We start from the raw sequence: 23,944 nt of genomic DNA, 5'->3' as shown, positions 1-23,944 counted from the left end.
GACCCCATGGTGGCGGACAGAGATCGCCCGCAGGGAGGTGGCGGAATGGGCAGCGTGGAGCACTTCGACGTCGTGGTCGTGGGCGCCGGGATTTCGGGCATCGGGGCGGCCTACCACCTCACGCACCAGTCGCCGGGCAAGAGCTTCGTGGTGCTGGAGGCGCTGGAGAGCTTCGGGGGCACCTGGCTCACCCACAAGTATCCGGGCATCCGCTCGGACAGCGACCTCTACACCTTCGGCTACCGCTTCAAGCCCTGGGTCGGGCCGCCGATCGCCACGGCGGCCGAGATCCTCAGCTACATGGGCGAGGTGATCGCCGAGAACGACCTCGCCCGGCACATCCGCTACCGCCACAGGATCATCGGCGCGAGCTGGTCCAGCGAGACCAACCTGTGGACTGTAGAAGCTGTCCGCGGCGATACCGGCGAGACCCTGCGGTTCACCGCCGGCTTCCTCTGGATGTGCCAGGGCTACTACCGGCACGACACGGGCTACACGCCCGACTGGCCGGGCCTTTCGGACTTCAAGGGCAAGGTCATCCACCCTCAGACCTGGCCGGACGATCCCGGCATCGCCGGCAAGAAGGTGGTCGTCATCGGCTCGGGCGCCACGGCGGCCACCCTGATCCCCAACATCGCCGACGACTGCGCCCACGTGACCATGCTGCAGCGCTCGCCGACCTACTTCTTCCCGGGCCGCAACGTCGACGAGCTGGCCGACACCCTGCGCCAGCTGCAGATTGACGAGACCTGGATCCACGAGATCGTGCGCCGCAAGCGGCTGCACGACGGCGCGCTGTTCACCCGGCGCAGCTTCGAGGAGCCGGAGGCCGTGAAGCAGGAACTGCTGGCCGGCGTGACGGCCCTCGTCGGCCCCGAGCTCACGGCCGAGCACTTCACGCCGCGATACCGGCCGTGGCGCCAGCGGATCGCCTTCGTGCCCGACGCCGACCTGTTCCGGGCGGTCGCGGCCGGCAAGGCCTCCGTCGTCACCGACGAGATCGAGCGGTTCGAGGCGGACGGCATCCGGCTGAAGTCGGGCAAGCTCCTGGAAGCCGACGTGGTGATCACCGCCACCGGCTTTGAGCTCAGCGTCATGGGCGACATCCCGTTCAGCGTCGACGGCCGGCCGGTCGACTGGGGCGACACCCTCACCTATCGCGGGATGATGTTCACCGGCGTGCCCAACCTCGTGTGGGTGTTCGGCTATTTCCGGGCGAGCTGGACGCTGCGCGCCGACCTGATCGCCGACTTCGTCTGCCGGCTGCTCGCCCACATGGACGACAAGGGCGTCTCGAAGGTGATGGTGGAGCCCGCGGAGCCCGGCGTGCCCCGGCTCTCCTGGATCGACCCGGAGAACTTCAATCCGGGCTACCTGATGCGCGGCCTCGACAAGCTGCCGAAGCGCGCCGACGCCCCCGAGTGGCAGCACAGCCAGGACTACTGGGGCGAGAAGGACGTCTTCCCGCTGATCGACCTCGATGCGCCGGAGTTCGCCTATGGCGGGGCCCGGGTGAAGCAGGCGGCGGAATAGCTAGCCGGCGATCGCCTTCCAGAGGAGCTGGACCCCGACGGCGGCCATCAGGATGTAGATGAGAGTGTAGAACCGCTCGGCCTCGATCCGCTTCACCAGCCAGACGCCGGCGAAGGTGGACGCGATCGCCACCGGCATCAGCACGCCGGCCGTCAGCAGGTTCGTAGGCGTGAACTGGCCGAGCGCCACATAGGCGGGGACCTTTATCCAGTTCACGAGCGCGAAGAAGATGGCGGTGGTGCCGATCAGGCTGGCCGGCGTCAGGCCGCGCGGCAGCACCCACATCTGGAACGGCGGGCCGCCGGCGTGGGCGATCTGGCTCGTGAAGCCGGCAATGACGCCGAAGATCGCGCCGACCCAGCCCGGCGAGTTGGCCGGGGCCGCGATCCGGCCGCCGCGGGAGAGCCACAGGCGGTGCAGGGCGAAGAGGATCGAGATCGCTCCCAGCACGCCCAGCACCGCAGTGGCCGACACCTTCGCGGCCAGCAGATAGCCGGCGACGATGCCGGCAATGGCGCCCGGGACCATCACCAGCAGGATGCCCCGGTCCCAGTCGCGCCGGAACGCCCAGACGCTGACCATGTCCTGGACGATCAGGATCGGCAGCAGGATGGCCGCCGCCTGCACCGGCGAGATGGCCAGCGCCAGCAGGGGCATGGACATGGCGCCCACGCCGGAGAACCCGCCCTTGGCGAGGCCCATGAGCACCACGGCCGGGATCGCCAGGGCGTAGAACAGGGGATCGGTCAGCATCGCCTCCCGGCCTAGCGGGCGCTCGCTTGCCCGGCAACCGGCGCCGCTTCCGCTGGCTTTCCGGCCGCCTCAGGCGTTCTCATGACGGCTGCAGAATTTCGGCGGCGCTTGAATTCCGACTTGCGCGCTAGAGAAAGTGGACCGGCAGCAAGGAAAGCCCATGGCCGACGCCCGTCCGTCCCGCTTCATCTCGAGCTTCGGCTGGCAGGTCCTGGCCGGCATGGTGCTCGGCCTGGCGCTGGGCCTGTTCGCCCGCAACCTCGGCGCCGAGGAGGGCGAGCCCGGCTTCGCGCTCGCCGAGACGCTGCGGATCGTGGGCTCCAGCTTCGTACAGCTCCTGCGCGCCCTCGTCCCGCCGCTGGTGTTCACGGCCATCGTGGCCTCGATCGCCAACCTCCGTGAACTGCAGAACGCCGCCGGCCTCGTCTGGCGCACGCTCCTGTGGTTCGCGATCACCGCCCTCATCGCCGTCGGCATCGGCATCGCGCTGGGCCTCGCGCTGCAGCCCGGCCTGCACACGGCCGTCGCGGCGGACGCCGCCAAGGCGCCGTCCACCACGGGGAGCTGGCTCGACTTCCTGACCGGCCTGGTGCCGGCGAACTTCCTGGGGCTGACGGCCTCGACCAAGCTCGCCGACGGCTCGGCGACCACCACCGTGTCGTTCAACGTCCTGCAGATCCTCGTGATCTCGCTGGTGATCGGCGCGGCCGCCCTGAAGGCCGGCGAGGCGGGCCGGACCTTCCTCGCCTTCAACGCCTCGGCGCTGGCGGTGGTGCGCAAGGTGCTCTGGTGGGTGATCCGGCTGACGCCGATCGGCACCATCGGCCTGCTCGGCAATGCGGTCGCCAAGTACGGCTGGGACGCGCTGGGCCAGCTCGGCCAGTTCACGCTCGCGATCTACATCGGGCTCGGGCTCGTCCTCTTCGTCGTCTATCCGGCGCTGCTCGCGGTCCACGGCCTGAACCCGCTCCGGTTCTTCCGCGCCGCCTGGCCGGCGATCCAGCTCGGCTTCGTCTCCCGGTCCTCGATCGGCACCCTGCCGGTGACGGAGGCGGTGACCGAGACGGGCCTGGGCGTGCCCCGCGCCTACGCCGCCTTCGCGGTCCCGCTCGGCGCGACGACCAAGATGGACGGCTGCGCGGCGATCTATCCGGCGATCTCGGCGATCTTCGTGGCCCAGTTCTTCGGCGTGCCGCTGCATGCGACGGACTATCTGCTGATCGTGCTGGTCTCGGTCCTCGGCTCGGCGGCGACGGCCGGCCTCACCGGGGCGACGGTGATGCTGACGCTGACGCTGTCGACACTCGGCCTGCCGCTGGAGGGCGCCGGGCTCCTGCTCGCCATCGATCCGATCCTCGACATGGGCCGCACCGCGGTCAACGTCGCGGGCCAGGCGCTCGTCCCGACGATCGTCGCCAAGCGCCAGGGCCTGCTGGACCAGGCCGCCTACGACGCCGGCCGGACGCCCGCCGAGGTCGGCAGCCCGGAGGCCGTCTCGGCCTAGGCGGGGGCGGCGCGCCGGCTATAACGGGCCGATGATCCGGCTCGGCGTGGATTTCGGGGGCACCAAGATCGAGGCCGCGGCGCTCGACGCCGGGGGCCGCTTCCTGTCCCGCCGCCGGCTCGCCAACCCCGGCCGCTACGACGAGGCCCTGGCCGCCGTCCGCACCCTGATCGCCGAGGTGGAGGCCGAGGCCGGCAAAGGCGGTCCCGTCGGGGTCGGCGGGCCGGGCTCGATCTCGCCGGCGACGGGCCTGATCCGCAACGCCAACTCCACCTGGCTGAACGGCCGCGCCTTCCGGGAGGACCTGGAGATCTGCGCTTTGCCGTCCGGTCCGCTACGCCAACGACGCGAACTGCCTGGCGCTGTCCGAAGCGACCGACGGCGCGGCGGCCGGGGCCGCGTCGGTGTTCGGCGTGATCCTCGGCACCGGGGTCGGCGGCGGGCTGGTGCTGGGCGGACGGCTCGTGGAGGGCGCCAACGCCATCGCCGGCGAGTGGGGCCACATCCCCCTCCCCTGGCCGGGCGACGGCGAGCACCCAGGTCCCGCCTGCTGGTGCGGCCAGCGGAACTGCCTGGAGACCTGGATCTCGGGCCCCGCCTTCCGGCGCAACCACCGCGAGGCCACGGGCCGCGACCTCGCCCCCGACCGGATCGCCGAGGCCGCCCGCGCCGGCGACCGGGACGCCGCCGCCGCGCTGGACCGCTACGTCGACCGCCTGGCCCGGGGGCTGGCGGTCATCTGCAATGTCGTCGACCCGGAGGTCTTCGTGCTCGGCGGCGGGGTGTCGAACATCCCGGACCTTTACGACCGCCTGCCCGCCGCGGTCGCCGCCCGGGTGTTCTCCGACCGGTGGCAGGCGCGGTTCGTCCCGGCGCAATGGGGCGACAGCTCCGGCGTCCGCGGCGCCGCGTGGCTGTGGGACGGCCCATCGCCTCCATAAGGCATCCGTGCCATAGACGCGGGCCATGGCGATCCTGGTCACCGGCTCGGCCGGCTTCATCGGCTTCCACCTGGCGCAGCGGCTGCTGGAGCGCGGCGACGAGGTCGTCGGCCTCGACAACCTCAACGCCTACTACGATCCCTCGCTGAAGGAGGCGCGCCTCGCGATCCTGGAGGCGACGCCCGGCTATCGCCACGCCCGCCTCGACCTCGCCGACCGCGAGGGCGTCGCCGCCCCTGTTCGCCGAAACCAAGCCAACCCATGTGGTCCACCTCGCCGCCCAGGCCGGCGTCCGCTACAGCCTCGAGAACCCGCACGCCTATGCGGAGTCCAACCTCGTCGGCTTCCTGAACATCCTCGAGGGCTGCCGCGCGGTGCAGCCGGCCCACCTTCTCTATGCGTCCACCAGCTCGGTCTACGGCGCCAACGGCAAGCTGCCGTTCAACGTGCACGACCACGCGGTGCACCCGATCACCCTCTATGCGGCGACCAAGGTGGCCAACGAGGCCATGGCCCACGCCTACGCCCACCTCTTCCGCATTCCCTGCACCGGCTTCCGGTTCTTCACCGTCTACGGCCCCTGGGGCCGGCCGGACATGTCGCCGATGAAGTTCGCCAAGGCGATCGCCGAAGGGACGCCCCTCGACCTCTATGGCGCCGGCAAGATGCAGCGCGACTTCACCTACGTGGGCGACATCGTCGAAGGCCTGGTCGCCGCGCTCGACCGACCGCCGCAGCCCAATCCCGACTGGGACCCGAAGGCGCCCGATCCCGCGACCAGCGGAGTCGCACCCTGGCGGGTGCTGAACCTCGGCAACAGCCGGCCCATCGACCTGATGCGCTACATCGCGGTCTTCGAAGAGAAGCTCGGGAAGAAGGCGGTGCTCAACATCCTGCCCATGCAGCCCGGCGACGTGACCAACACCGAAGCGGACGTGGCCGAGACCATGGCGGCGCTCGGCTATGCGCCGAACACGCCTCTGGAGGTCGGCGTCGGCCGCTTCGTCGACTGGTACCGCGAGTACTACAAGGTCTGAGGCCTAGCGGCCGAAGTCCATCAGCGAGCGCATGGGCGGCGCGCCGGGCTCGTTCGTGCTGATCGGTTCGCACCACCCGAAGCGGTAACGGTCCGAGACCGCGGCCAGGCCCCGTTCGGCGAGGGCGTCGCTGAGGTCCAGCCTGTCGACCGTCACATGGGTGATGGTCCGGTTGTAGGCGTCCTTGGCGGCGCTCGGCGCGACAGTGATCTCGCTGCCCTGCTGGATGATCTCGCGCATCCTCGCGGTCGCTTCGCGGGCGGCCAGCGCCTCGGCCCAGCAGCGGGCGTCGGGGATCGGCTGGGGCGCCCAGACGCCGGCCAGTCGGATGTGCTGGCCATCGACGACCAGGACATCGGCGTTCAGCACCTTGACCCGCTCGGTGAGCGCCGGCTCGGGCGGCCGGGGCGCGGCCTCGGGCGGCGGTTCCGGCCTGTCGCAGCCGGCCAGGGCCGCGGCGACGGCCAGCGGGAGAAGGACGAGGCGAAGGCGCATGCTTCACCGCACATAGTGCATGGGCCGGGGCCGGCAAGACCGGAGGAAGGCTCCGGAGAACACCCGATACCGCCGCGGCCGGCGGGCCTGCCTAATCCGCACGCAGATTCAGGAGGCCTCCGTGCTCTCGAAGACCTTTCGCCTCACCGTCATCGGCCTGGCCGCCGGCGCGATCGCGGTTCCGGCCATCGCCCAGCCGCCGCCGGCGCCCGGCCTCAGCGTCTACCCCGCCAAGGGCCAGAGCCAGTCGAAGCAGAACCAGGACCGCAGCGAGTGCAACACCTGGGCGGTGAACCAGACCGGCTTCGATCCGGCGCTCGCCCAGGCGCCGCCGGAACAGAAGGGCGCCCGGGCGCGCGGGGCCCTTGCCGGGGCGGCCGTCGGCGGTCTGGCCGGTTCGCTCGGCGGCGAGGCTGGCGGCGGGGCTGCGGTCGGCGCGGCGACCGGCGTCGTCGTCGGCGGCTCCCGCCAGCGACGGGCCAACCGCGAAGCCAAGGCCCGGCAGGAGGCGAACCTGCAGGGCTACAACAATGCCCTTGCCGCCTGCCTCAAGGGGCGTGGATACACGGTCAACTAACCCCAGAGTTCCGGCGGCGGCGCCTCGATCAACGAGCCCGAGATCGGCAGGCCGGGTTCGCGGTCGCGCGCCAGCAGCAGCGGTCCGTCGAGGTCGACCACCCGCGCGCCCTGAGCGACGATCATGGCGGGCGCCATGGCCAGCGATGTCCCCACCATGCAGCCGACCATCAGCTCCAGCCCCAGCGCCCGGGCCTCGGCCGCCGTCGCCAGCGCCTCGCTGAGGCCGCCCGCCTTGTCGAGCTTGATGTTCACGTAGGCGTAGCGCCGCGCGCAGGCCGCGAGCTCGGCGCGGGTGTGCAGGCTCTCGTCGGCGCAGAGCGGCACCGGGCTCGCCCAGCCTTCCAGCGCGCCGTCCTCGCCGGCCGGCAGCGGCTGCTCCACGAGCTGGACGTCGAGCCGCGCGAGGTCCGGGGCGAGCCGGGTCAGGTCGGCGAAGGTCAGGCCCTCGTTGGCGTCGACGATCAGCCGCGTGCGCGGCGCCGCCTGCCGGACGGCCTCGATCCGGTCGAGATCGTCCGGCCCGCCGATCTTCAGCTTCAGCATCGGCCGCCGCGCGTTCGCCCGCGCGACCGCGGCCATGGCGTCCGGGGTGTCCAGGCTGAGCGTGAAACACGTCTTCACCGGATCGAGGCGGTCGCGGCCGGCCAGAGTCCAGGCCCGCACGCCCGCCTGCTTGGCCTCCAGGTCCCAGAGCGCGCAGTCCAGCGCATTGCGCGCCGCGCCCGCCGGCATCAAGCCCTGCAGCAGGTGGCGGCCGGCGCCGGTCTCGATGGCGCCGCGCATGGCCACGATCTCGGCCAGGACGCCGTCGACATCCTCGCCGTAGCGGGCGTAGGGCACCGCCTCGCCGCGTCCGACATGCTGGCCGTCGGTGATCTCGGCGACCACCACATGAGCCTCGGTCTTGACGCCGCGCGCGATCACGAAGGCGTCGCGCAGCGGCCACCGCTCGTCCCGGGCGGCGAGACGCCTCAGGCCGTGTCCCCCACCGCGGCGTCGAGAAGGAGGTAGATCCGCCCGGCGTCGGAGCCGAGCAGCTCGGCCATCAGGAAGCCCTCGGGATCGCGTACCACCGCGTCGTCGACCAGCGCCTGGTGGCGGCCGATATAGGTTGCGACCCGGGCCTTGAGGGCCTCGTCGGTAAAGAGCCGCCGGACGATCCGGCGGGTCGCGGCCGGGGCGAGCTTCTTGACCACCTGGCGGGCGCCGTCTAGGTCGCCGGTCTGGACGGCCGCGGCGATCTCGTCGATCCGCGCCTTGGGCAGCAGCTTGGCGGGATCGACACCCATGCCGGCCAGTTCGGCGGCGAGCCCGGCCTGCAGATCCGCCCCCTCTCCCGGACCGCCGTCCACCGAGGCCAGCAGGTCCTTCCAGGTCCACCCATCGCCCTTGGTCTCGGCCGGGGGCGGGCCGCCGGCGGCCTCGAACACCTGGCTGAACTCCTCGTCCGTCGCCGTCGGCGTCAGTTTCAGGCGCGGGCGCAGCCCCAGGCGCGCGGCCAGCGCGCCGGCTGGATGCTCGGGCTCGGGTTCGGGCTGGGCCTGCGTCTTCCGTCCCTTGGCCGGCTTCTTCGCGGGCTCGGCGATCTCGTCGAGGATCAGGTCCTCGGGCGCGGCGGCAGGCTCCGGCGCAGGCGCGGGCGCGGGCGGCTCGGGTTCGGGAGCCGGCGGCTGCGCACGAGGGGTCTGGGTGAAGGCCGCCGAGGCGGAGAAGGAAGGCGGCGCGGCCGGGCGCGGCGGCGGCACGGCGGCCAGCGGCGCAGGCGCCAGCGGCGGCGGTGGGGACGCGGCGACCGAGCCCATCAGCCGCACCGCCTCGCTCAGCATCTCGAAGTTGCGGCGTACGCGCTCCTGGAAGGCGGCGTCGATGGCCTGGGCCTCCTCCGCCGTGCGGCGGGCGGCGGCCATCAGCTCGTCCATGCCCTGGACGACGGTCTCACGCACCTGGGCGGCCTGACCCTGCGCGGCGGCCGGCAGCAGGCTCACCCGGCTCTCCAGCTCGCCCAGCATCTGTTCCAGCTCGCCGAGCGTCGCGCGGGCGGCGGCGGCGCCCTCCTCCAGCTTCTTCGCCGTCGCCTTGCCGGCCTCCTCGACCATCTGGGACGACTGCTCGACGAGCGCGCGGGCCTCGGCCAGCCTCGCCTCGAACACCTGGTTGGCCTTCTGGCCGGCGCTGAAGGCGGCTTCGGAGAGCTGGTCCACCTGCTCGCGGGCGGTGGCCGCGTGGCTGGCGGCGGCTTCGCGCGTCTCCTCGGCGGCGCGGGCGAGCGCGTCGATCGCCGCGCGGGTCTGGGGACTCGAGCTGCAGGCGCTGTTCCGCGGCCGCGGACGACACGGCGTCCAGCGACTGCAGGGTCGACTGACCGAACTCCTCGCGTTCGGCCCGCGCGGTCTCGGCGAGGTCGCGGAACTGTTCGGCGGCGTCGGCCATCAGGGCCTTCAGCGTCTCTGAGCCGCGCATGGCGCGCTCGTTCATCTCGGCGGCCGAGAGCCGGGCCTGGCTGATGAATTCGCCGAGTTGGGCCGCGTGGGCCTCCGCCTCCGCCGCGAACCCCGAATGGTCGGCCTTCAGCGCCTGGGACAGGGTGACGAGCGCGGTGCGGTGGCCGATCAGCCCGCCCTCCACGGCCTTCACCTGGTCGGCGACACCGGCGCCGGCGGTCTCCAGGCGGGCGATGTGGCGCGTCAGGTCCTCGCCGGCGGTGCGCGCGGCGTCGCCCACCTCGCCCGCAGCGGCGGCCAAGTCGGCGGCCCGGGCCGCCATGACGCCTTCGGCCTCGCGGAGCTGGGCCTCGGCGACGTCGGCGGCCTCGGCGACCATCCGGGCCTGATTGCCGATCGCCTCGGTGATCTTGGCGACGCGGTTGTCCAGGGTCTGGGCCAGTTCCTGCTCGACGATCCGCAGGCGTTCGCCCGCCGCGTCGCTCGCCTCCACGACCCTGAGGGCCTGAGCGCCGATGGTGTCGGCCACCTGCGCGGCGCGGGCGTCCAGGCTGTCGGCCAGGGTGGCGATCTCGGTCCGCTCCTTGCCGAGCGTGCCGGCCAGGTCCTGGGCCGTGCGCACCGAGGTCCGGGTGGCGTCGGTCAGACGAAGCGTCTCGTCGGCGACCGCCTGGCGCAGCGCCATGAGGGTCTCGCGCGCCTGGTCGGCGGCCAGCCCCGCGGCGGTGATCTCGTCCCGGACCGCCTGCACCACATGCCCGGCCCGGGCGGCGGCGACCATGGCGGGCGACAGCATGTCCTCGGCCATGGCCTTGGCGCGGCGCGCCTCGGCGCCGAGCTTCTGGCCCTGACGGATCATGTAGGCGCAGCCCCAGACGAAGATCGCCGGGCCGATCGCCAGCAGGGCGAAGACGGCGAGGGCGAACATGTCCTCAGTCAGCGGCGCGACCCGGTTGCGGTAGCCCACGGCGAACGCGATGGGGCCCACGGCCCAGAGGACGGAGACGGCGAGCGCGGTCAGGTAGACCGGCCAGGCCGGCGGCGCACGGAAGCCATCGGCGGCGTCGGCGAAATCCTCGGTGCGGCGCGCCGGCGGCTGGATCTCGGCGCGGGCGACCTCGCCGCGCGAGGCCGGCGGCTCCAGCGGCGCGGCGGGCATGGTCTCGACGGCTTCCTGGGCAGGCGCGAGCAAGGGATCGTTGATCGGCTCGGGCTTGGCGGCGGCCGGCTGGCCGGTCACGCCGAAATCCGCCGGCGGCTGGCGTCTCCCGATCCTCATACGCGGCCGTCCCCTTCGCTCACGCGCGGTGGCCCCCCACCTCCGCCCGCGAAGGATTACCCGGCTGCCGCGCGGACGCAAACAGCGGCCTGTGGAAAAGGGCGAATCAGTCGCGGATTGTCACGTCGACGCAAGGAGTTGCGCCGGCCACTTCCCGCCCTAGGCGCGGACGACGGCCTGGCGCTGGAGCGGCTTGCGGGTCTCGGGGCAGTCCGAGCTTGCCGTGCCGGTCGACATCTTCTCGATGCGGGCGGCGGTCTTTCGCGGCGTCCGGGCGATCACGCGTTCGGCCGGAGCCGGACGGTCGATCTGCAGCGGCTCCACGGTGACGCCGAAATGGGAGAAGGCCACGGCGGAAGAGTGCATCACCACGGCGGCGACCACGTCCGTCAATGCCGACATCGGTTCCTCCCGCCCTCGATGCGATCCCGTCGACCATGGTTATACGGGAAGCGGCACCGTGATGCGACCTCTGCGAGCATGAAATTTTGGAAAGGTTCGGGCCGGATAGCCGTCCTTTCCGGCCAGGTCTCATCAGGCGGCAAGTTCCTTCCGGACACCCTCATGCGCCAGCAGCCACTGCTTCCGGGGCAGGCCGCCGCCGTAGCCGGTGAGGGAGCCGTTCGTCCCGATCACCCGATGGCAGGGCACCACCACCGCCACCGGATTGGCTCCGTTGGCGAGGCCGACGGCGCGCACGGCGGTCGGGCGGCCGATGCGTTCGGCGAGACCGCGGTAACTCAGGGTCTCGCCGGCCGGGATGCTGCACAGCGTTTCCCAGACCTTGAGCTGGAACGGGGTGCCGGACGCCTTCCACGGAACCTTGTCGAGGGCGGCGGCGTCGCCCGCGAAATAGGCCTCGAACGCGGGTCGGAGCGCCGAGCGGGCTTCGACGAGCCGCGCCTTGGGATAGTGCCTGGCGATCCAAGCCAGCATCTTCGGCTCGTAGTCGGTCCAGTTGAAGGCGCGGAGCACGCCCTGTTCGTCGGTGACGAGCAGCGCCGTGCCGATCGGAGTCGGGAGGCGGTCGAGGGTGAGCGTTTCAGGCTGCGCGGCGGGCATCGGTCTTGGTCCTCTTGGCCTTGATGGCTTGGGTCTGGGGCTGGACCGCGTCGGCGGCCCAGAGGTGCTGGGCGGCATAGGCGCGCCAGGGACGCCACGCCTGGGATCGGGCGAGCAGCTCCGGCGCGGTCGGCCGGCGGCCCTCCCCGTCGGCGAGCGCCCGCTGAAGGGCGATGTCGCCGTGTGGAAAGGCGTCGGGCTCGCGGAGCTCTCGCAGCGCGATGTACTGCGCCGTCCACTCCCCGACCCCCGGCAGGGCCGAGAGCGCCGCGATCGCGCTCTCGAGGTCGGCGCGAGGCGTGAAGATCGCCCGGTCGGCGGCGACCGTGCGGGCGAGAGCCTCCAGGGCGGCGCCACGGGCCCGGGGCATGCCCAGCGCCGCGATGTCCTGGCCGACGAGGCGCTCCGGCGTCGGGAAGACCCGCGTCAGACCGAGCTTGGCCGCGACCGGGTCGTCGATCGGCGCGCCGTAGGCTGTCACCAGCTTGGCGGCGAGGTTGCGGGCCGCGACCACCGTGATCTGCTGGCCGAGGATCGCCCGGACGGCCAGCTCGAAGCCGTCCCAGGCGCCGGGCGCACGCAGGCCCGGCCGGGCGGCGATCAGCGGCGCGAGCGCCGGATCCTGCGACAGGTGCTCGCCGATCAGGCCCGGGTCGGCGGCGAGGTCGAACACCCGGCGGATGCGGGCGATCACCGCCGGCAGGGCCTGGACCTTCGGGAAACGGATCTCGGCGACGAGGAAATCCCCCTCGCCCGGCGTCACCGTGACGACGCCGCAGACGCCGTCGACCTGCAGGGTGCGGGCATAGCGGCGGGGCGTCACGACCTCGACGCCCGGGATCGCCCGGGCGGCGAGGAAGCCTTCGATGGCGTCCCAGTCGTACGGCGGGCGATAGGGCAGTCTCACCGTGATCCCCCCGGCCGCGGAGGACTGTTCGGCCGCCTGGCTCCGGCGCAGGTGGCCCGGCGAGCGGCCGAAGAGTTGCTGGAACGTCTCGTTGAACCGCCGGACGCTGCCGAAGCCCGCGGCCAGCGCCACCTCGCCCATCGGCAGATGGGTCTCGTGGATCAGTTGCTTGGCGAGCAGGACCCGGCGCGTCTGGGCGACGGCGACCGGCGAGGCCCCGAGGTGCTGCTTGAAGAGCCGGCGGAGCTGGCGCTCGCCGACGCCGAGCCGGCTCGCGAGGGTGTCGACGTCGCCGGCGTCCATGGCCCCGGCCTCGATCAGGGCGAGCGCCCGGCTGACCGTGTTCGACGTCCCGCGCCAGGCGCCGAGGTCCGGGGAGCTTTCCGGCCGGCAGCGCAGGCAGGGACGGAAGCCCGCCTCCTGGGCCGCGGCGGCCGTCGGGAAGAACGTCATGTTCTCCGCCTTAGGCGGCCGGGCCGGGCAGATCGGCCGGCAGTAGATGCCGGTCGTCTTCACGCCGCCGAAGATGCGACCGTCGAACCGGGGGTCCCGGGTGAGGAAGGCTTGGCGGCAGGCGTCGAAGGTCATGTCCATGCCGCAGAGGATGCGCGGCGCGGCCCGCGAAGTCTCGCGGTTTTCGGACACACATGACGCCGTGGTGGCGGTTTTCGGACGGCGATCCCGCGGTCAGCGCCGACGAGAGTTCCAGAGCACCGGCGCAGCTCCCTCGCGGCTCCAGGCCCCCAGCCAGCGGACCCGCGTCGGACTGACGAAGCCCACATGCACCTCGATCGTCGGCCGCCCGTCGGCCCGGGGCGCGGCGAGCAGGATCCGCCGGGCTTCGTCGATCGCCGCCAGGTCGTCGGCGAGCAGGAACAGGTGCTCCACAGGCGCGCGGCCCTCCGCCGCGACCTTGATCGCGTAGCTCCTGAGCGTCCTGGGCTCCATCCATCCAGCTAGCCGGTCAACCGGCGCCTTGAACCCCCCATTTGGAGGAGAGGCGCGGAAATGTTTCGGCCACAGGAAAGGCGCCGTTCCGCCCGACGGGTGCAACCCGACGGACACGGAGCGACACACGACAGCGAAGCTGGCGTGATCCCTTCCGGGCGTCGCGAGTTACTGCGCCGGAGTCGTGCGGCGCGCCAGGGCGCCTTCGGCTGCCCACCGAGGAGAGATCGTGAGAGTGACCGAGTTGACCCCCGCGCGCGGCAACTTCCGGCTGGCCCTGCTGGCCTGCGCCGCCGTCGTCGGACTGGCGACCGCCGCCGGGGCCCAGGAGGCCGCCGCGCCCGCCGACGACGTGGACGCCGTCGTGGAGGAACTGGTCGTCGTCGCCGAGACCCGGGAGCAGCCGGGCGCCGTCGTCGGCGACATCCCGCCGGAGATCCAGCTCGGCCCGCGCGAGATCCGCGCACTCGGCGTCAGTTCGGTCACCGAGCTCCTGGACGCCCTCGCCCCGCAGATCGGCAGCGCCCGCGCGCTGGCGGCGGCCGGCCGGTGATGCTGGTCAACGGACAGCGCATCTCCAGCTTCACCGAGATCCGCGACCTGCCGACCGAGGCGATCCTCCGCGTCGACATCCTGCCCGAGGAGGTCGCGCTGAAGTACGGCTACCGCGCCGACCAGCGGGTCGTGAACTTCGTTCTCCGGCCGCGCTTCCGCGCCATCGTCGCCGAGGGCGCGGTGAGCGTGCCCACGGCGGGCGGCCGCGCGGTCTACGACGGCAGCGCCAATGCCCTGAACATCCAGCGTGACACCCGCCTGCAGGTGAACGTGAAGGCGTCGCACACGACCCCGCTCAAGGAGAGCGAACGCGACATCCTCGATAATCCCGACGACCAGCCCTACGACGTGGTCGGCAATGTGACCGCCTCGCCCTTCGGCGCCGGCGAGATCGATCCGGCCCTGAGCGCCGTCGCCGGTCGGCCGCTGACGGTCGTCGGCGTGCCGTCCAGCGGACTGACCCTGCAGGACTTCGCCGCGACGCCGCAGCGCACCACGGACGAGTCGCCCTACCGCACACTGGCGGGCGAGCAGAGCACCGCCTCGCTCAACATCGTCTACACCCGCCCCCTGGGCGAGGGCGTCGGCCTGACGGTCAACGGCGTCCTGGAGAACAGCCAGGGCGAGAGCCTGCTGGGCCTGCCCGACCTCAGCGTCACCGTGCCGGCGGGGACGCCCTATTCGCCGTTCAGCCAGGCGGTGGACGTGCAGCGCTTCGCCGGCCTCAGTCCCCTCACCCGGTCCACGGACTCCTGAACGCCCACCTGGGGGTCACCGCCAACGGCGCGGTGAGCGGCTGGCGCTGGACCCTGACCGGCAACGCCGACCGCACCGAGAACCAGAGCCTGACCACCACCGGCGTGGCGACGACGGCCCTGCAGGAGGCGGTCAACGCGGGCCTCATCAATCCCTTCGCCGCCCTGCCCTCCGACCTCGTTCTCTATCGCGCGCCGGACCAGGCGAAATCGATCGCCACCGGCGCCGACGCAGAACTCCTGCTCAATGGACAGGCCGTCGAGCTGCCAGCCGGACGGATGAATTTCGCGCTCACCGTCGGCGCCGAGACCAACCAACTGGAGAGCCGCTCGATCCGCGGCATCACCGGCCTGCGCTCCTACGCCGACCTGTCGCGCAACATCGGCCGGGCCCAGGCCAATGTCGACGTGCCGCTGACCCGGCGCGGCCAGTTCCTGGACGCGGTCGGCGACCTCTCCGTCAACTTCAACGCCGAGGCGGCGGAGCTGTCGGACTTCGGGACGCTGACGACGGTGGGCGGCGGGCTGAACTGGTCGCCGGTCGACCGGCTGAGGTTCATCGTCTCGTTTACGGCCGAGGACGGGGCGCCGACCATGGCCCAGCTCGGCAACCCGGTGGTGACGACCCAGAACGTCCGGGTCTTCGACCAGGTGACCGGCCAGACGGTCGAGGTCACGCGCATCGAGGGCGGCAATCCCGACCTCATCGCCGACAACCGCGAGGTCTTCAAGCTCGGCGCCAACTGGAAGCCGTTCGACAGCCAGGACCTGAGGCTGCGGGCCGACTACACGAAGTCGCGGACGAGGGACCTGATCTCCGCCTTCCCCTCGCCGACCGCCGAGATCCAGGCGGCGTTCCCCGAGCGGTTCGTGCGCGACGACAGCGGGCGGCTGGCGGTCGTGGACGTCCGGCCGGTGAACTTCGAACGCCAGGACAGCGAGCAGATCCGCTGGGGCTTCAACTACAGCCGGCCGCTGCGCGCCACGCGCCAGCCGCAGCTGTCGCCCGAGGAACAACGCCGCTTCGCCGAGCGCCGGGCCCAGTTCGAGGCGCGGCGTCAGCAGGGCCAGCAGGGCCAGCCGACTCCCGAGGGCGGTCCGCCGCCGGAAGGGCCGCCGCCGTCCGAGAGCGGCGGGCCCAGGCGGCCGGCGGCGGTGGCGGCGGTCCTCGCTTCGGCGGCGGCGGCGGCGGTCGCGGCTTCGGCGGTCCGGGCGGACGCGGCGGCGGCGGACCGGGCGCGGGCGCCCTGCAGTTCGCGGTGTTCCACACCTGGCGTCTGCAGGAGGAGATCTTCATCCGGCCGGGCGTCGCGCCGTTGGACCTGCTGGACGGCTCGTCGATCGGCAACTCGGGCGGCACGCCGCAGCACGAGGTCGAGGTCCAGGCCGGAGCGTCGCGCAACGGCCTCGGCGCCCGCCTCGTCGCCCGCTGGCAGAGCGGCACGGAGGTCAACGGCGCTCGGTTCGGCGGCGAGGACCTGGAGTTCTCGGACCTCACCACCGTCAACCTGCGGATCTTCGCCGACCTCGGCCTGCAGCCGATCGCCAGGGGCCGGCCCTGGCTGCGCGGCGCGCGGGCGACGCTCTCCATCGACAACCTGTTCGACGAGCGGATCGAGGTGCGCGACGCCGCCGGGCTGACGCCGATCAACTACCAGCCCGACCTGATCGACCCGGTCGGCCGGACGGTGCGGGTCAGCTTCCGCAAGCTGTTCTTCTGAGGGCGGACGCTCCGTTCAGGGAGGTGAATTGCGGCTGAACGGGCCATCCCCGGTCCGTTCAGCCAAGGGCGCTCACAGTGGCTCCAACCTTGGAGACCGCCATGAAGAAGACCCTTCTGATCGCCGCCGCCGCGGCCATGACCTTCACCAGCGTCGCGGCGACCGCCCAGCCCTACGGCCACTACGGCCGCGGCGGCTACGACGCCCGCTACCGCGACTCCGACCGCGACGGCCGCCCGGACCACCGGGAGTGGAACCGCGACCGTGACCGCGACGGCCGCCCCGACCAGTACGACCGCTACGACAACCGCCGCGGCGACCGCTACGGCTACTCGAACCATCGCTGGAGGACCGGCCAGCGCTACCCGTACTACAACAACCGCGGCTACTACATCAGCGACTACCGGGCCTACCGGCTGCCGCCGCCGCGCGCCGGCTACCGCTACTACCGGACCGACAATGGCGACATCGTCATGGCCGCGATCGCCAGCGGCATCATCGGCCTGGTGATCGGCAGCGCGCTGAGCGACAACGACCACCGCGACTATCGCCGCGACTACTACGGCCGCTGGTAGCAGCAGCAGCCAGGGCGGCGGCGCGCGCCGCCGCCCTCCCCGCTCAAGGGAAGATGGTCTTCACGGTGTTCTCGAGGACCACGAGCGGCATCGGCCCCTGCCTGAGCACGTCGTGGAAGGTCTTGAGGTCGAAGCGGGGAGCCGGCGCGGGCCTTGGCCTCCTCACGGATGCGCACCCACTCGGTGTGGCCGATCTTGTAGCTGCAGGCCTGGCCCGGCCAGATCGCGTATCGCTCCACCTCGCGCTGGGCGCGGGAGCGGACGAAGCCGGTCTTCTCGACCATGTAGTCGATGGCCTGGTCGCGGCTCCAGCGCCTGGCGTGCATGCCGGTGTCGACGACGACGCGCACCGCGCGGAACTGCAGCGACTGCAGGAAGCCGATCTTGCCCAAGGGGTCTCCCTCGTAGGCGCCGAGCTCGTCGGCGAGCTGTTCGGCGTAGAGGCCCCAGCCCTCGCCGTGGGCGGCGAAGCCCATGCCGAGCTGGCGGACGCGCGGGATGTCCTTGGACTCCAGGCTGATCGCCCCCTCCCATTGGTGGCCCGGCAGGGCCTCGTGGTAGGTCAGGGTCGGCAGGGTGAACTTCGGCCATTCGGCCGTGTCCTTCAGGTTGATGTAGAACCGGCCGGGCCGTGAGCCGTCGAGCGTCGGCAGGGTCGCGTAGCCGTTCGGCGCGCCGTCCTCGATCTCCGGCGGCACGCGGACGATCTCCACGGGCGTCTTCGGGAGCGTCCGGAAGGCCAGCGGCATCTTCGCCCGGATCGCCTCGGTCTGCTCGTTCAGCGCCTTCAGGAGATCGGCCCGGCCCGCGTCGGTGTTCGGATAGAGCTGGTCGGGCCGCTTCGAGAGCTGAGTCACGCGCTCGCCGACGGTCCCCGCGGTCAGGCCCTGGGCCCGCAGCAGGGCGTCAATCTGGGCTTCGAGCTCGGCCACCTGCCTGAGGCCCAGGGCGTGGGCCTCGTCCGGCGTCAGGGTCGTCGTGGTCTGGAAGGCGAGCGCGCCGGCGTAGAACGCCTGGCCGTCGGGCAGTTTCCAGACGCCGGGATCGGGCTTCGCGTGGGGCCGGAGCTCGGTGACGGCGGCGATCTGGCGGTCGAGGGCCGGATAGACCTTGGCCTGGACGATGGCGGCGGCCCGCCGGCCCCAATCGCCGGCGATCTTCGCCTCGCCGGTGCGCCGGGTCAGCGAGGTCACGAGGCCGGCCGCCTCGGGCGCCCGGCCCGCGGAGTCGCTTGAGCTGGGCGAGCGTCGCATCGAGGGCGAAATCGGGCGCCAGCACGCCGTTCGCCGCGTCCGCGCGGAAGTCGGCGGTGTTGGCGTCGAGGGCGACGGCGAAGCCTTCGAGCCGGGCCAGGTAGGCCTCGGCGTCGGCGGCGGTCTTCACTGGATGCTCGCTGTCCAGGAAGTCCGGCGTCGACTGGTACACGCCGGAGAGCTGGCTGATCACATAGGGCGAATAGGGCGGGTACCAGCCGCCCCCTTCGCCGAACTGGAAGCGCTCGCCCCCCTCGGCGATCGTCCTGTAGGCGTAGGTCACCACCTCGAGGTCGGCCTTGCCGGCCGGCGACAGCTTCGCGGCGTCGATCGTGGCCAGCCGGGTGAGCCGGGCGCGGCGGGCGGCGACCCAGCGCTGGCGGCCGGCGCGCGAGACGTCGCGGGACTGGCGCCGCTGGGCGGCGCGCTTGCCGACGTCGAGCCCCAGGGTCGTGGCGAACTCGGGGTCCTCGTCGAGGTCCTCCTCCCAGAAGGCGTCGAGCAGGGCGCGGAGCCGGGCGTCCTCGGGCGTGGACGGCTGAGCCTGGGCCGGCAGGCCGGTGGCGGCCACGAACGCGAGCGCAGCCGAGCTGCGCAGGAAGATGCGACGATCCATGATCATTTCCCCTGACCGCCCGAGGCGGCGTTTGCGCGAAGCTAGAGGCGGAGGCGCCGGCGCGGCAAGCGTCAGGCCGTGTCGTAGGTCCGGCGCAGCGCCATCAGCGCCAGGAAGCTGATCAGGGCCGCGGCGCTGAGGTAGAGGCCGACAAGGCCCAGGCCGCCGCGCTCCGCCAGCCACTGGGCGGCGATGGGGGTCAGGCCGCCGCCGATGATGCCGCCGACGTTGAAGGCGATCGAGGCGCCCGTATAGCGCACCCGGGCCGGGAAGAGGCTCGGCAGGAAGGCGCCCAGCGGCCCGTACACCAGGCCCATCATGACAAGGCCGAGCGAGAGGAAGGCCCAGATCAGCAACAGCGAGCCCGAGCCCATCATCGGGCCGAGCAGCAGGCCGGTCAGGACCGTCAGCACGCAGCCGATCATCAGGACGCGCCGCGGCGAGGTGGCGTCGGCCCAGTAGCCCGCGGCGACGATCCCGGCCGCCATGAAGCCGATGGCGCCGAGCTGGACGCCGAGGAAGGTCTCGCGGCTGTAGCCCAGCGTGCTCGTGCCGTAGCCCAGGGCGAAGGCGGTGGTGATGTAGAAGATCGCGAAGCAGGCGACGACGGCGAAGGTGCCGCCCAGGGTGGCCAGGGTGTGCCTCCGGAACAGCTCGGCGAACGGCACGGCCGGGGGCGGCGCCTCCTTCACCGCGGCCGAGAAGGCCGGGGTCTCGGTGAGCTTGAGGCGGACCCAGAGGCCGACGCCGACCAGGACGACGCTCAGCAGGAACGGGATGCGCCAGCCGAAGGTCTCGAACTGCTCCGGGGTGAGTACGACGCCGAGGATCAGGAAGAGGCCGTTGGCGGCGAGAAAGCCCACGGGCGCGCCGAGTTGGGGGAACATGCCGAACCGCGCGCGCCAGCCGGGCGGGGCGTTCTCGACGGCGAGCAGCGCCGCCCCCGCCCCACTCGCCGCCCAGGCCGAAGCCCTGGCCGAAGCGCAGGACGCAGAGCAGGAACGGCGCGAGCCAGCCGGCCATCTCGTAGGTCGGCAGGAAGGCGATGGCGACCGTCGAGCCGCCCATAAGGAGCAGGCTGGCCACGAGCGTCGACTTCCGGCCGATGCGGTCGCCGAAGTGGCCGAAGAAGGCCGCGCCGACCGGCCGGGCGAAGAAGGCGAGCGCGAAGGTGCTGTAGGCCAGCATGAGCTGGGCCGAGCCCGAGGACGGCGGGAAGAACAGCTTGCCGAACACCAGCGCCGCGGCCGTGGCGTAGATGTAGAAGTCGTAGAACTCGACCGCCGTCCCGACGAGGCTCGCCGCCAGGATCCGTCGGTTCGACGCCCCGCCCGCAACTGCTGTGGCCATGTGTTCCCCCTGTCGGGATGGGTTTAGCGGCGCGGGGCGGTTTGGGAACCACGGATTTCGCGGGTGCTGGCCGGCGGGCCTGGGTGCGGTCCGGGTTTGGAACCACAGAAAAGCACGGAAGGACACAGAAGGGGCGAGCCCGCCCGAGGTTGGTGAGATGGCGGGCGTGACTCGCGCGCCTGGAAGGCGCGCATGGTGATGGAGGCGCCTAGCCATCCCGTGGCCCGCCTTCTGTGTGGTTCTGTGTGGTTCTGTGGTTCGCGCGCAGCGCGGTCGCTGAGTCAGCCTGGATCCCGGCTTTCGCCGGGATGAGCGGAGGGGGGTTAGCTGGAGTCGGCGGTTGCGGGCTCGGGCCCGGCTCGTTCGCGGCCGCGGATGTCGTAGATGAGGGTGGGGTCGGCGCCGATGGCGTCGCAGGCTTCGATGACCAGGAGGTCGAAGTCGCGGGTGAGGAAGTCGGGCTTGGCTTCCTCGGCGTCGAGGAAGGCCTCGAGCCTGTCCCACATGGGGTCTTCGGGCGGCGGGCGGTCGGGCTTGTCGATCCCGTCGTCGGGGAGGTTCCAGTCGGCGCCTTCGTGCTCGGACCAGAAGCAGTCGCCAACCTGCTCCCAGACGTCCTTCCGGCGCTGGTCGGCGGCGACCTCGTGCAGGTCGGCCTCGGCCTTCGCCCTGGCTTCGGCGAGGTCGGCTTTCTCCTGAGCCTTGAAGTGCAGCTCGTCCTTGTAGCGGACCAGCTTCAGCTCCAGGGCCAGGGTCTGGCGCAGGCCGCGGCTCACCCGGTGGAAGGCGGTGGCGAGGCGGACGGCGTCCTCGGGGCTCTCGGCGTTCAGCGCCCGCTGCTGCAGGTCGCGGCAGAGCTCCAGGCTCATCCCCGCGAGCGCGCGGAGCGTCACGGTGTGACGGTCTTCTCCGATTTGGACTGCATCGTCGGTCATGAGAACGAAAAGAGAACATCCCAGAGCTGCGGAGTCAAGGTTTTTCGGCTGCAGGCCCTCTCCCTACCCTCTCCCTCTCGGGCTGCGCCCGGGGAGAGGAGTGGGGCGGCGAGGTCGGGCTTCACCTCCTCTCCCCCGCGAAGCGGAGAGGGAGAGGGTAGGGAGAGGGCTTCCGGACGCGACGCGTCACAGAGACAGGGACGTCAGACCTCGGGGGCGGCGTCCTCGGGGTCTTCGGGCGGGGTGGGGGCGCTGGCCGGAATGGTGTCGGCGAGCGGCGGCGCAGGGGGCCGGGCGGCCGGCGGGGATGGCCTGGACCGGGAGGCGCTTCACGCCCGCGGACATCACCGACTGCCACATGACGGCCGGCGCACCGCCGCCGGTGATCCGGCCCATGGGCGCGTTGTCGTCACGGCCGAGCCAGGTGCAGGCGGCGAGACCGCCGGTGTAGCCGCAGAACCAGGCGTCCTTGTAGTCCGACGTCGTGCCGGTCTTGCCCGCCACGTCCTGCCCCGGGACCGCGGCGCGCGTGCCGGTGCCGGACGTGATCACGCTCCGCAGCATGCGGTTCATGTTGGAGAGCGCGGGGTTGGCCACCACCGGCGTCCAGACATGGGGCGCGCGCTGGTAGATCACCTTGCCGCCGGCCGTGCGGACCCGCTCGATGCCATAGGGCTGAACCTTCGAGCCGCCGTTCGCGAAGACGGCGTAGGCGGTGGTCATCTCCAGCGGGGTGACGAGGCTGGTCCCGAGCGCCATGGCGGGGTCGGTGTTGACCGCAGATTGGACGCCCAGCCGCCGCGCGGTCATGGCGACGTTCTGGCGGCCGACCATGTCGGCGAGGCGGGCCGCCACGGTGTTGGCCGAGGAGGCGACGGCGCGCTCCAGGCTGATCTGGCCCTGGAATCCCTCGTCGTAGTTCTGCGGGCTCCAGTTGGCGATGGTGACGGCTTCGTCCACCACCGGATTGTCCGGGCTCCAGCCCTGTTCGAGCGCGGTGAGATAGACGAACGGCTTCCAGGCCGAGCCGGCCTGGCGCTTCGCCGACGCCGCGCGGTTGTAGGGCGCCTTGGCGTGGTCCGTGCCGCCGACCATGGCCCGCACGCGGCCCGCGCCGTCCATGGCGACCACGGCGGCCTGGAGCTGCGGCGCGGTCGCCGCGCCCCTGCGGGCGGCCGTCTCGGCGCTGCGCTCGAAGGCGGCGTCGAGGGTGGTCTCGATGACCAGGTCCTGCTTCGGATTGCCGACGATCTTCCGCGCGTCGGCGTCGACCCAGTCGAGGAAGTACTGCGCCGCGCCGTTAGGGGCGGTCTTCCAGACCTTCGGCGTCGTGGCCCAGGCCTGGGCGCGCTGGGCCGGGGTGATGGCGCCGGTGTCGACCATGGCGTCGAGGACGAGCCTGGCCCGGGCGCGGTTGGCGTCGGCCTCTTCCACGGGGTGATAGTTCACCGGGCTCTTCAGGACGCCCGCCAGCATGGCGGATTCCATGATGGTGAGCTTCGCCGCCGGCTTGTTGAAGTAGCGCTGGGCGGCGGCCTCCAGGCCGTAGGCGCCCGAGCCGAAATAGACCCGGCTGAGGTAGAGGCCGAGGATCTGCTTCTTGGAATAGGTCCGCTCGAGTTGGATCGCATAGACGAGCTCGGTCGCCTTGCGCTCGATCGTGCGGTCCTGGGAGAGGTAGAGGTTGCGGGCGAGCTGCTGGGTGATGGTGGACGCGCCCTGGCTGGCGCGGCCGTCGGTGGCGGCGACCACGACGGCGCGGGCGATGCCGCGCGGGTCGAAGCCCTCGTGCTCCCAGAACCGGCGGTCCTCGATGGAGACGAAGGCGGCGGTGACGTGGGCCGGCAGGCGGGCGATGTCCACCGGCGGGGCGAAGCGGCCGCCGCGCACGCCGATCACCTGGCCGGTGCGGTCGACGTAGGTGATCTGGGCCTCGCGCCGGATCGGCGGAAGCTGGGGCAGTTCGCCCATGGGCAGCTTGGGGGCGGCCAGGGTCGGACCGGCGGCCAGGATCGAGGCTGAAGCAAGCAGGGCGAACAAGCGACGTCTCTCCATGAACGGCGCTCCCCCAGAGACGCCGATCGACACGCAAGCCCCATGTGCCTGCGCGCCCAGGCCCCGCCAACATAATTCGCCGTAATGCAGGGCAAGCGCGAGGCGGCGTGCAGTCGCGGTGCAGACGCTTCACCGCCTTCGTCTTCCTGGGCCTTGTGCCTGGGATCCCTTGCGCCGCAGCAGTGGAGGCAGGGATCCTGGGCACAAGGCCCAGGATGCCGTCAGGGGTGACGCCCGAAAAGAAAGGCCGCGCTGCGAGCGCGGCCGGAAGTTAGGGGAGGAAACGCCCCAAACGGGACGCCCAAGGAGTGACCGATCGGACGGGGCCCGCCAACCGGTGTCATGACATCCGAGGGTCAAGTTCCGTAGGCTGCACAATTTTGCGGCACGGACTGCCTCCACCCCTCTGCGCGGGTCTGCATCGTCTGTGCACGAGGTCACAGCGAGGCCCTGCAGAACTGCATATCGGGTCTGCACTTACTGGCATTGAAGCGTGGCCGTGGGCTCACATATGAGAGCGGTCCGCAAAGACGCCGAAACCCGAAACAGACTTAGCCGTTAGACCGCCATGACCCAGACGCACCAAACCCGGAGGCATTCCCCCCAACCGCACGCGGCTGATCGGCCGCACGGTGCTCTGGTCCGTGGCC

20 protein-coding genes and 4 pseudogenes are annotated in these 23,944 nt (G+C 71.9%); 10 read left to right on the top strand and 14 right to left on the bottom strand.

Going from position 1 to position 23,944, the window contains the following annotated elements; translation table 11 throughout:
* Window positions 1-6: 6 nt before the first annotated feature.
* Window positions 7-1,533: a flavin-containing monooxygenase gene (locus LRS04_RS14515; protein WP_374577203.1), complete on the top strand. Its 1,527-nt coding sequence runs from the start codon at window positions 7-9 to the stop codon at window positions 1,531-1,533.
* On the opposite strand, the gene LRS04_RS14510 is transcribed toward LRS04_RS14515, so the two are convergent.
* The gene (locus tag LRS04_RS14510) at window positions 1,534-2,286 is read right to left on the bottom strand and encodes a sulfite exporter TauE/SafE family protein (RefSeq protein WP_257816967.1); all 753 of its coding nucleotides are present in this window, start codon (window positions 2,284-2,286) and stop codon (window positions 1,534-1,536) included.
* 160 nt (window positions 2,287-2,446) lie between these two features.
* Between LRS04_RS14510 and LRS04_RS14505 the strand changes: the two genes are divergently transcribed.
* The 4 genes and pseudogenes from LRS04_RS14505 to LRS04_RS14495 all read left to right on the top strand — a co-directional run bounded on the left by LRS04_RS14505 (window position 2,447) and on the right by LRS04_RS14495 (window position 5,768).
* Entirely contained in the window at window positions 2,447-3,790 is a 1,344-nt protein-coding gene (locus LRS04_RS14505; RefSeq protein ID WP_257816966.1) for a dicarboxylate/amino acid:cation symporter, read from the top strand.
* A gap of 31 nt (window positions 3,791-3,821) precedes the next feature.
* Window positions 3,822-4,731: pseudogene (locus LRS04_RS14500) on the top strand (ROK family protein).
* A 25-nt stretch (window positions 4,732-4,756) separates the two neighbouring features.
* Window positions 4,757-4,918, top strand: a pseudogene (locus LRS04_RS26925) (NAD-dependent epimerase/dehydratase family protein); the annotation flags it as partial.
* A 76-nt stretch (window positions 4,919-4,994) separates the two neighbouring features.
* Window positions 4,995-5,768, top strand: coding sequence for an NAD-dependent epimerase/dehydratase family protein (locus LRS04_RS14495; RefSeq protein ID WP_308238148.1), 774 nt, complete (start codon window positions 4,995-4,997; stop codon window positions 5,766-5,768).
* Window positions 5,769-5,771: 3 nt separating this feature from the next.
* On the opposite strand, the gene LRS04_RS14490 is transcribed toward LRS04_RS14495, so the two are convergent.
* Window positions 5,772-6,263 (bottom strand): thermonuclease family protein, encoded by a 492-nt coding sequence (locus LRS04_RS14490; RefSeq protein ID WP_257816965.1) that lies wholly within the window; start codon window positions 6,261-6,263, stop codon window positions 5,772-5,774.
* Between the two features lie 121 nt (window positions 6,264-6,384).
* Here LRS04_RS14490 and LRS04_RS14485 point away from each other — a divergent pair, with 121 nt between their 5' ends.
* Entirely contained in the window at window positions 6,385-6,840 is a 456-nt protein-coding gene (locus tag LRS04_RS14485) for a hypothetical protein (protein WP_257816964.1), read from the top strand.
* On the opposite strand, the gene dgcA is transcribed toward LRS04_RS14485, so the two are convergent.
* The 6 genes from dgcA to LRS04_RS14455 all read right to left on the bottom strand — a co-directional run bounded on the left by dgcA (window position 6,837) and on the right by LRS04_RS14455 (window position 13,479).
* Window positions 6,837-7,817, bottom strand: a complete 981-nt coding sequence (dgcA, locus tag LRS04_RS14480; RefSeq protein ID WP_257819122.1) for an N-acetyl-D-Glu racemase DgcA — start codon at window positions 7,815-7,817, stop codon at window positions 6,837-6,839. The genes LRS04_RS14485 and dgcA overlap by 4 nt on opposite strands.
* 960 nt (window positions 7,818-8,777) lie before the next feature.
* Complete coding sequence (locus tag LRS04_RS14475) at window positions 8,778-10,523, bottom strand: hypothetical protein (protein WP_257816963.1); 1,746 nt, start codon at window positions 10,521-10,523, stop codon at window positions 8,778-8,780.
* Window positions 10,524-10,721: 198 nt separating this feature from the next.
* A complete protein-coding gene (locus LRS04_RS14470; protein ID WP_257816962.1) occupies window positions 10,722-10,964 on the bottom strand; it encodes a hypothetical protein in 243 nt (80 codons plus the stop codon).
* Between the two features lie 132 nt (window positions 10,965-11,096).
* Window positions 11,097-11,624, bottom strand: coding sequence for a methylated-DNA--[protein]-cysteine S-methyltransferase (locus LRS04_RS14465; protein WP_257816961.1), 528 nt, complete (start codon window positions 11,622-11,624; stop codon window positions 11,097-11,099).
* Window positions 11,605-13,176 carry an AlkA N-terminal domain-containing protein gene (locus tag LRS04_RS14460; RefSeq protein ID WP_257816960.1) on the bottom strand — a complete coding sequence of 524 codons (1,572 nt, stop codon included), beginning with the start codon at window positions 13,174-13,176 and terminating at the stop codon, window positions 11,605-11,607. Before LRS04_RS14460 ends, LRS04_RS14465 begins: the two co-directional genes overlap by 20 nt.
* 42 nt (window positions 13,177-13,218) lie before the next feature.
* On the bottom strand, window positions 13,219-13,479 hold the full coding sequence (locus LRS04_RS14455; RefSeq protein ID WP_257816959.1) for a hypothetical protein: 261 nt from the start codon (window positions 13,477-13,479) through the stop codon (window positions 13,219-13,221).
* A 235-nt stretch (window positions 13,480-13,714) separates the two neighbouring features.
* Between LRS04_RS14455 and LRS04_RS14450 the strand changes: the two genes are divergently transcribed.
* From LRS04_RS14450 to LRS04_RS14435, 4 genes are all read left to right on the top strand, one after another.
* Window positions 13,715-14,032, top strand: coding sequence for a hypothetical protein (locus tag LRS04_RS14450; RefSeq protein WP_257816958.1), 318 nt, complete (start codon window positions 13,715-13,717; stop codon window positions 14,030-14,032).
* The gene (locus LRS04_RS14445) at window positions 14,032-14,790 is read left to right on the top strand and encodes a hypothetical protein (protein ID WP_257816957.1); all 759 of its coding nucleotides are present in this window, start codon (window positions 14,032-14,034) and stop codon (window positions 14,788-14,790) included. Before LRS04_RS14450 ends, LRS04_RS14445 begins: the two co-directional genes overlap by 1 nt.
* Window positions 14,791-14,822: 32 nt before the next feature.
* Window positions 14,823-16,430 (top strand): hypothetical protein, encoded by a 1,608-nt coding sequence (locus LRS04_RS14440; RefSeq protein WP_257816956.1) that lies wholly within the window; start codon window positions 14,823-14,825, stop codon window positions 16,428-16,430.
* A gap of 181 nt (window positions 16,431-16,611) precedes the next feature.
* On the top strand, window positions 16,612-17,085 hold the full coding sequence (locus LRS04_RS14435; protein WP_257816955.1) for an RcnB family protein: 474 nt from the start codon (window positions 16,612-16,614) through the stop codon (window positions 17,083-17,085).
* On the opposite strand, the gene LRS04_RS14430 is transcribed toward LRS04_RS14435, so the two are convergent.
* The 6 genes and pseudogenes from LRS04_RS14430 to LRS04_RS14410 form a co-directional block, all read right to left on the bottom strand.
* Complete coding sequence (locus tag LRS04_RS14430; RefSeq protein WP_257816954.1) at window positions 17,070-18,278, bottom strand: DUF885 family protein; 1,209 nt, start codon at window positions 18,276-18,278, stop codon at window positions 17,070-17,072. The genes LRS04_RS14435 and LRS04_RS14430 overlap by 16 nt on opposite strands.
* 85 nt (window positions 18,279-18,363) lie before the next feature.
* A pseudogene (locus LRS04_RS28000) lies at window positions 18,364-18,744 on the bottom strand (DUF885 family protein); the annotation flags it as partial.
* A 281-nt stretch (window positions 18,745-19,025) separates the two neighbouring features.
* Window positions 19,026-19,841: an MFS transporter gene (locus LRS04_RS26920; protein WP_308238147.1), complete on the bottom strand. Its 816-nt coding sequence runs from the start codon at window positions 19,839-19,841 to the stop codon at window positions 19,026-19,028.
* A 124-nt stretch (window positions 19,842-19,965) separates the two neighbouring features.
* Window positions 19,966-20,304: pseudogene (locus tag LRS04_RS27995) on the bottom strand (MFS transporter); the annotation flags it as partial.
* A 323-nt stretch (window positions 20,305-20,627) separates the two neighbouring features.
* Window positions 20,628-21,197: a hypothetical protein gene (locus LRS04_RS14415; protein WP_257816953.1), complete on the bottom strand. Its 570-nt coding sequence runs from the start codon at window positions 21,195-21,197 to the stop codon at window positions 20,628-20,630.
* A 228-nt stretch (window positions 21,198-21,425) separates the two neighbouring features.
* Window positions 21,426-23,279 (bottom strand): transglycosylase domain-containing protein, encoded by a 1,854-nt coding sequence (locus LRS04_RS14410; protein ID WP_257816952.1) that lies wholly within the window; start codon window positions 23,277-23,279, stop codon window positions 21,426-21,428.
* Window positions 23,280-23,944: the final 665 nt, after the last annotated feature.

Source organism: Phenylobacterium sp. J367 (assembly GCF_024699985.1).
Taxonomy (GTDB): Bacteria; Pseudomonadota; Alphaproteobacteria; order Caulobacterales; family Caulobacteraceae; genus Phenylobacterium.
Note: the sequence above shows the minus strand (reverse complement) of the source record. Positions and strands in the feature narration are given on the sequence as shown.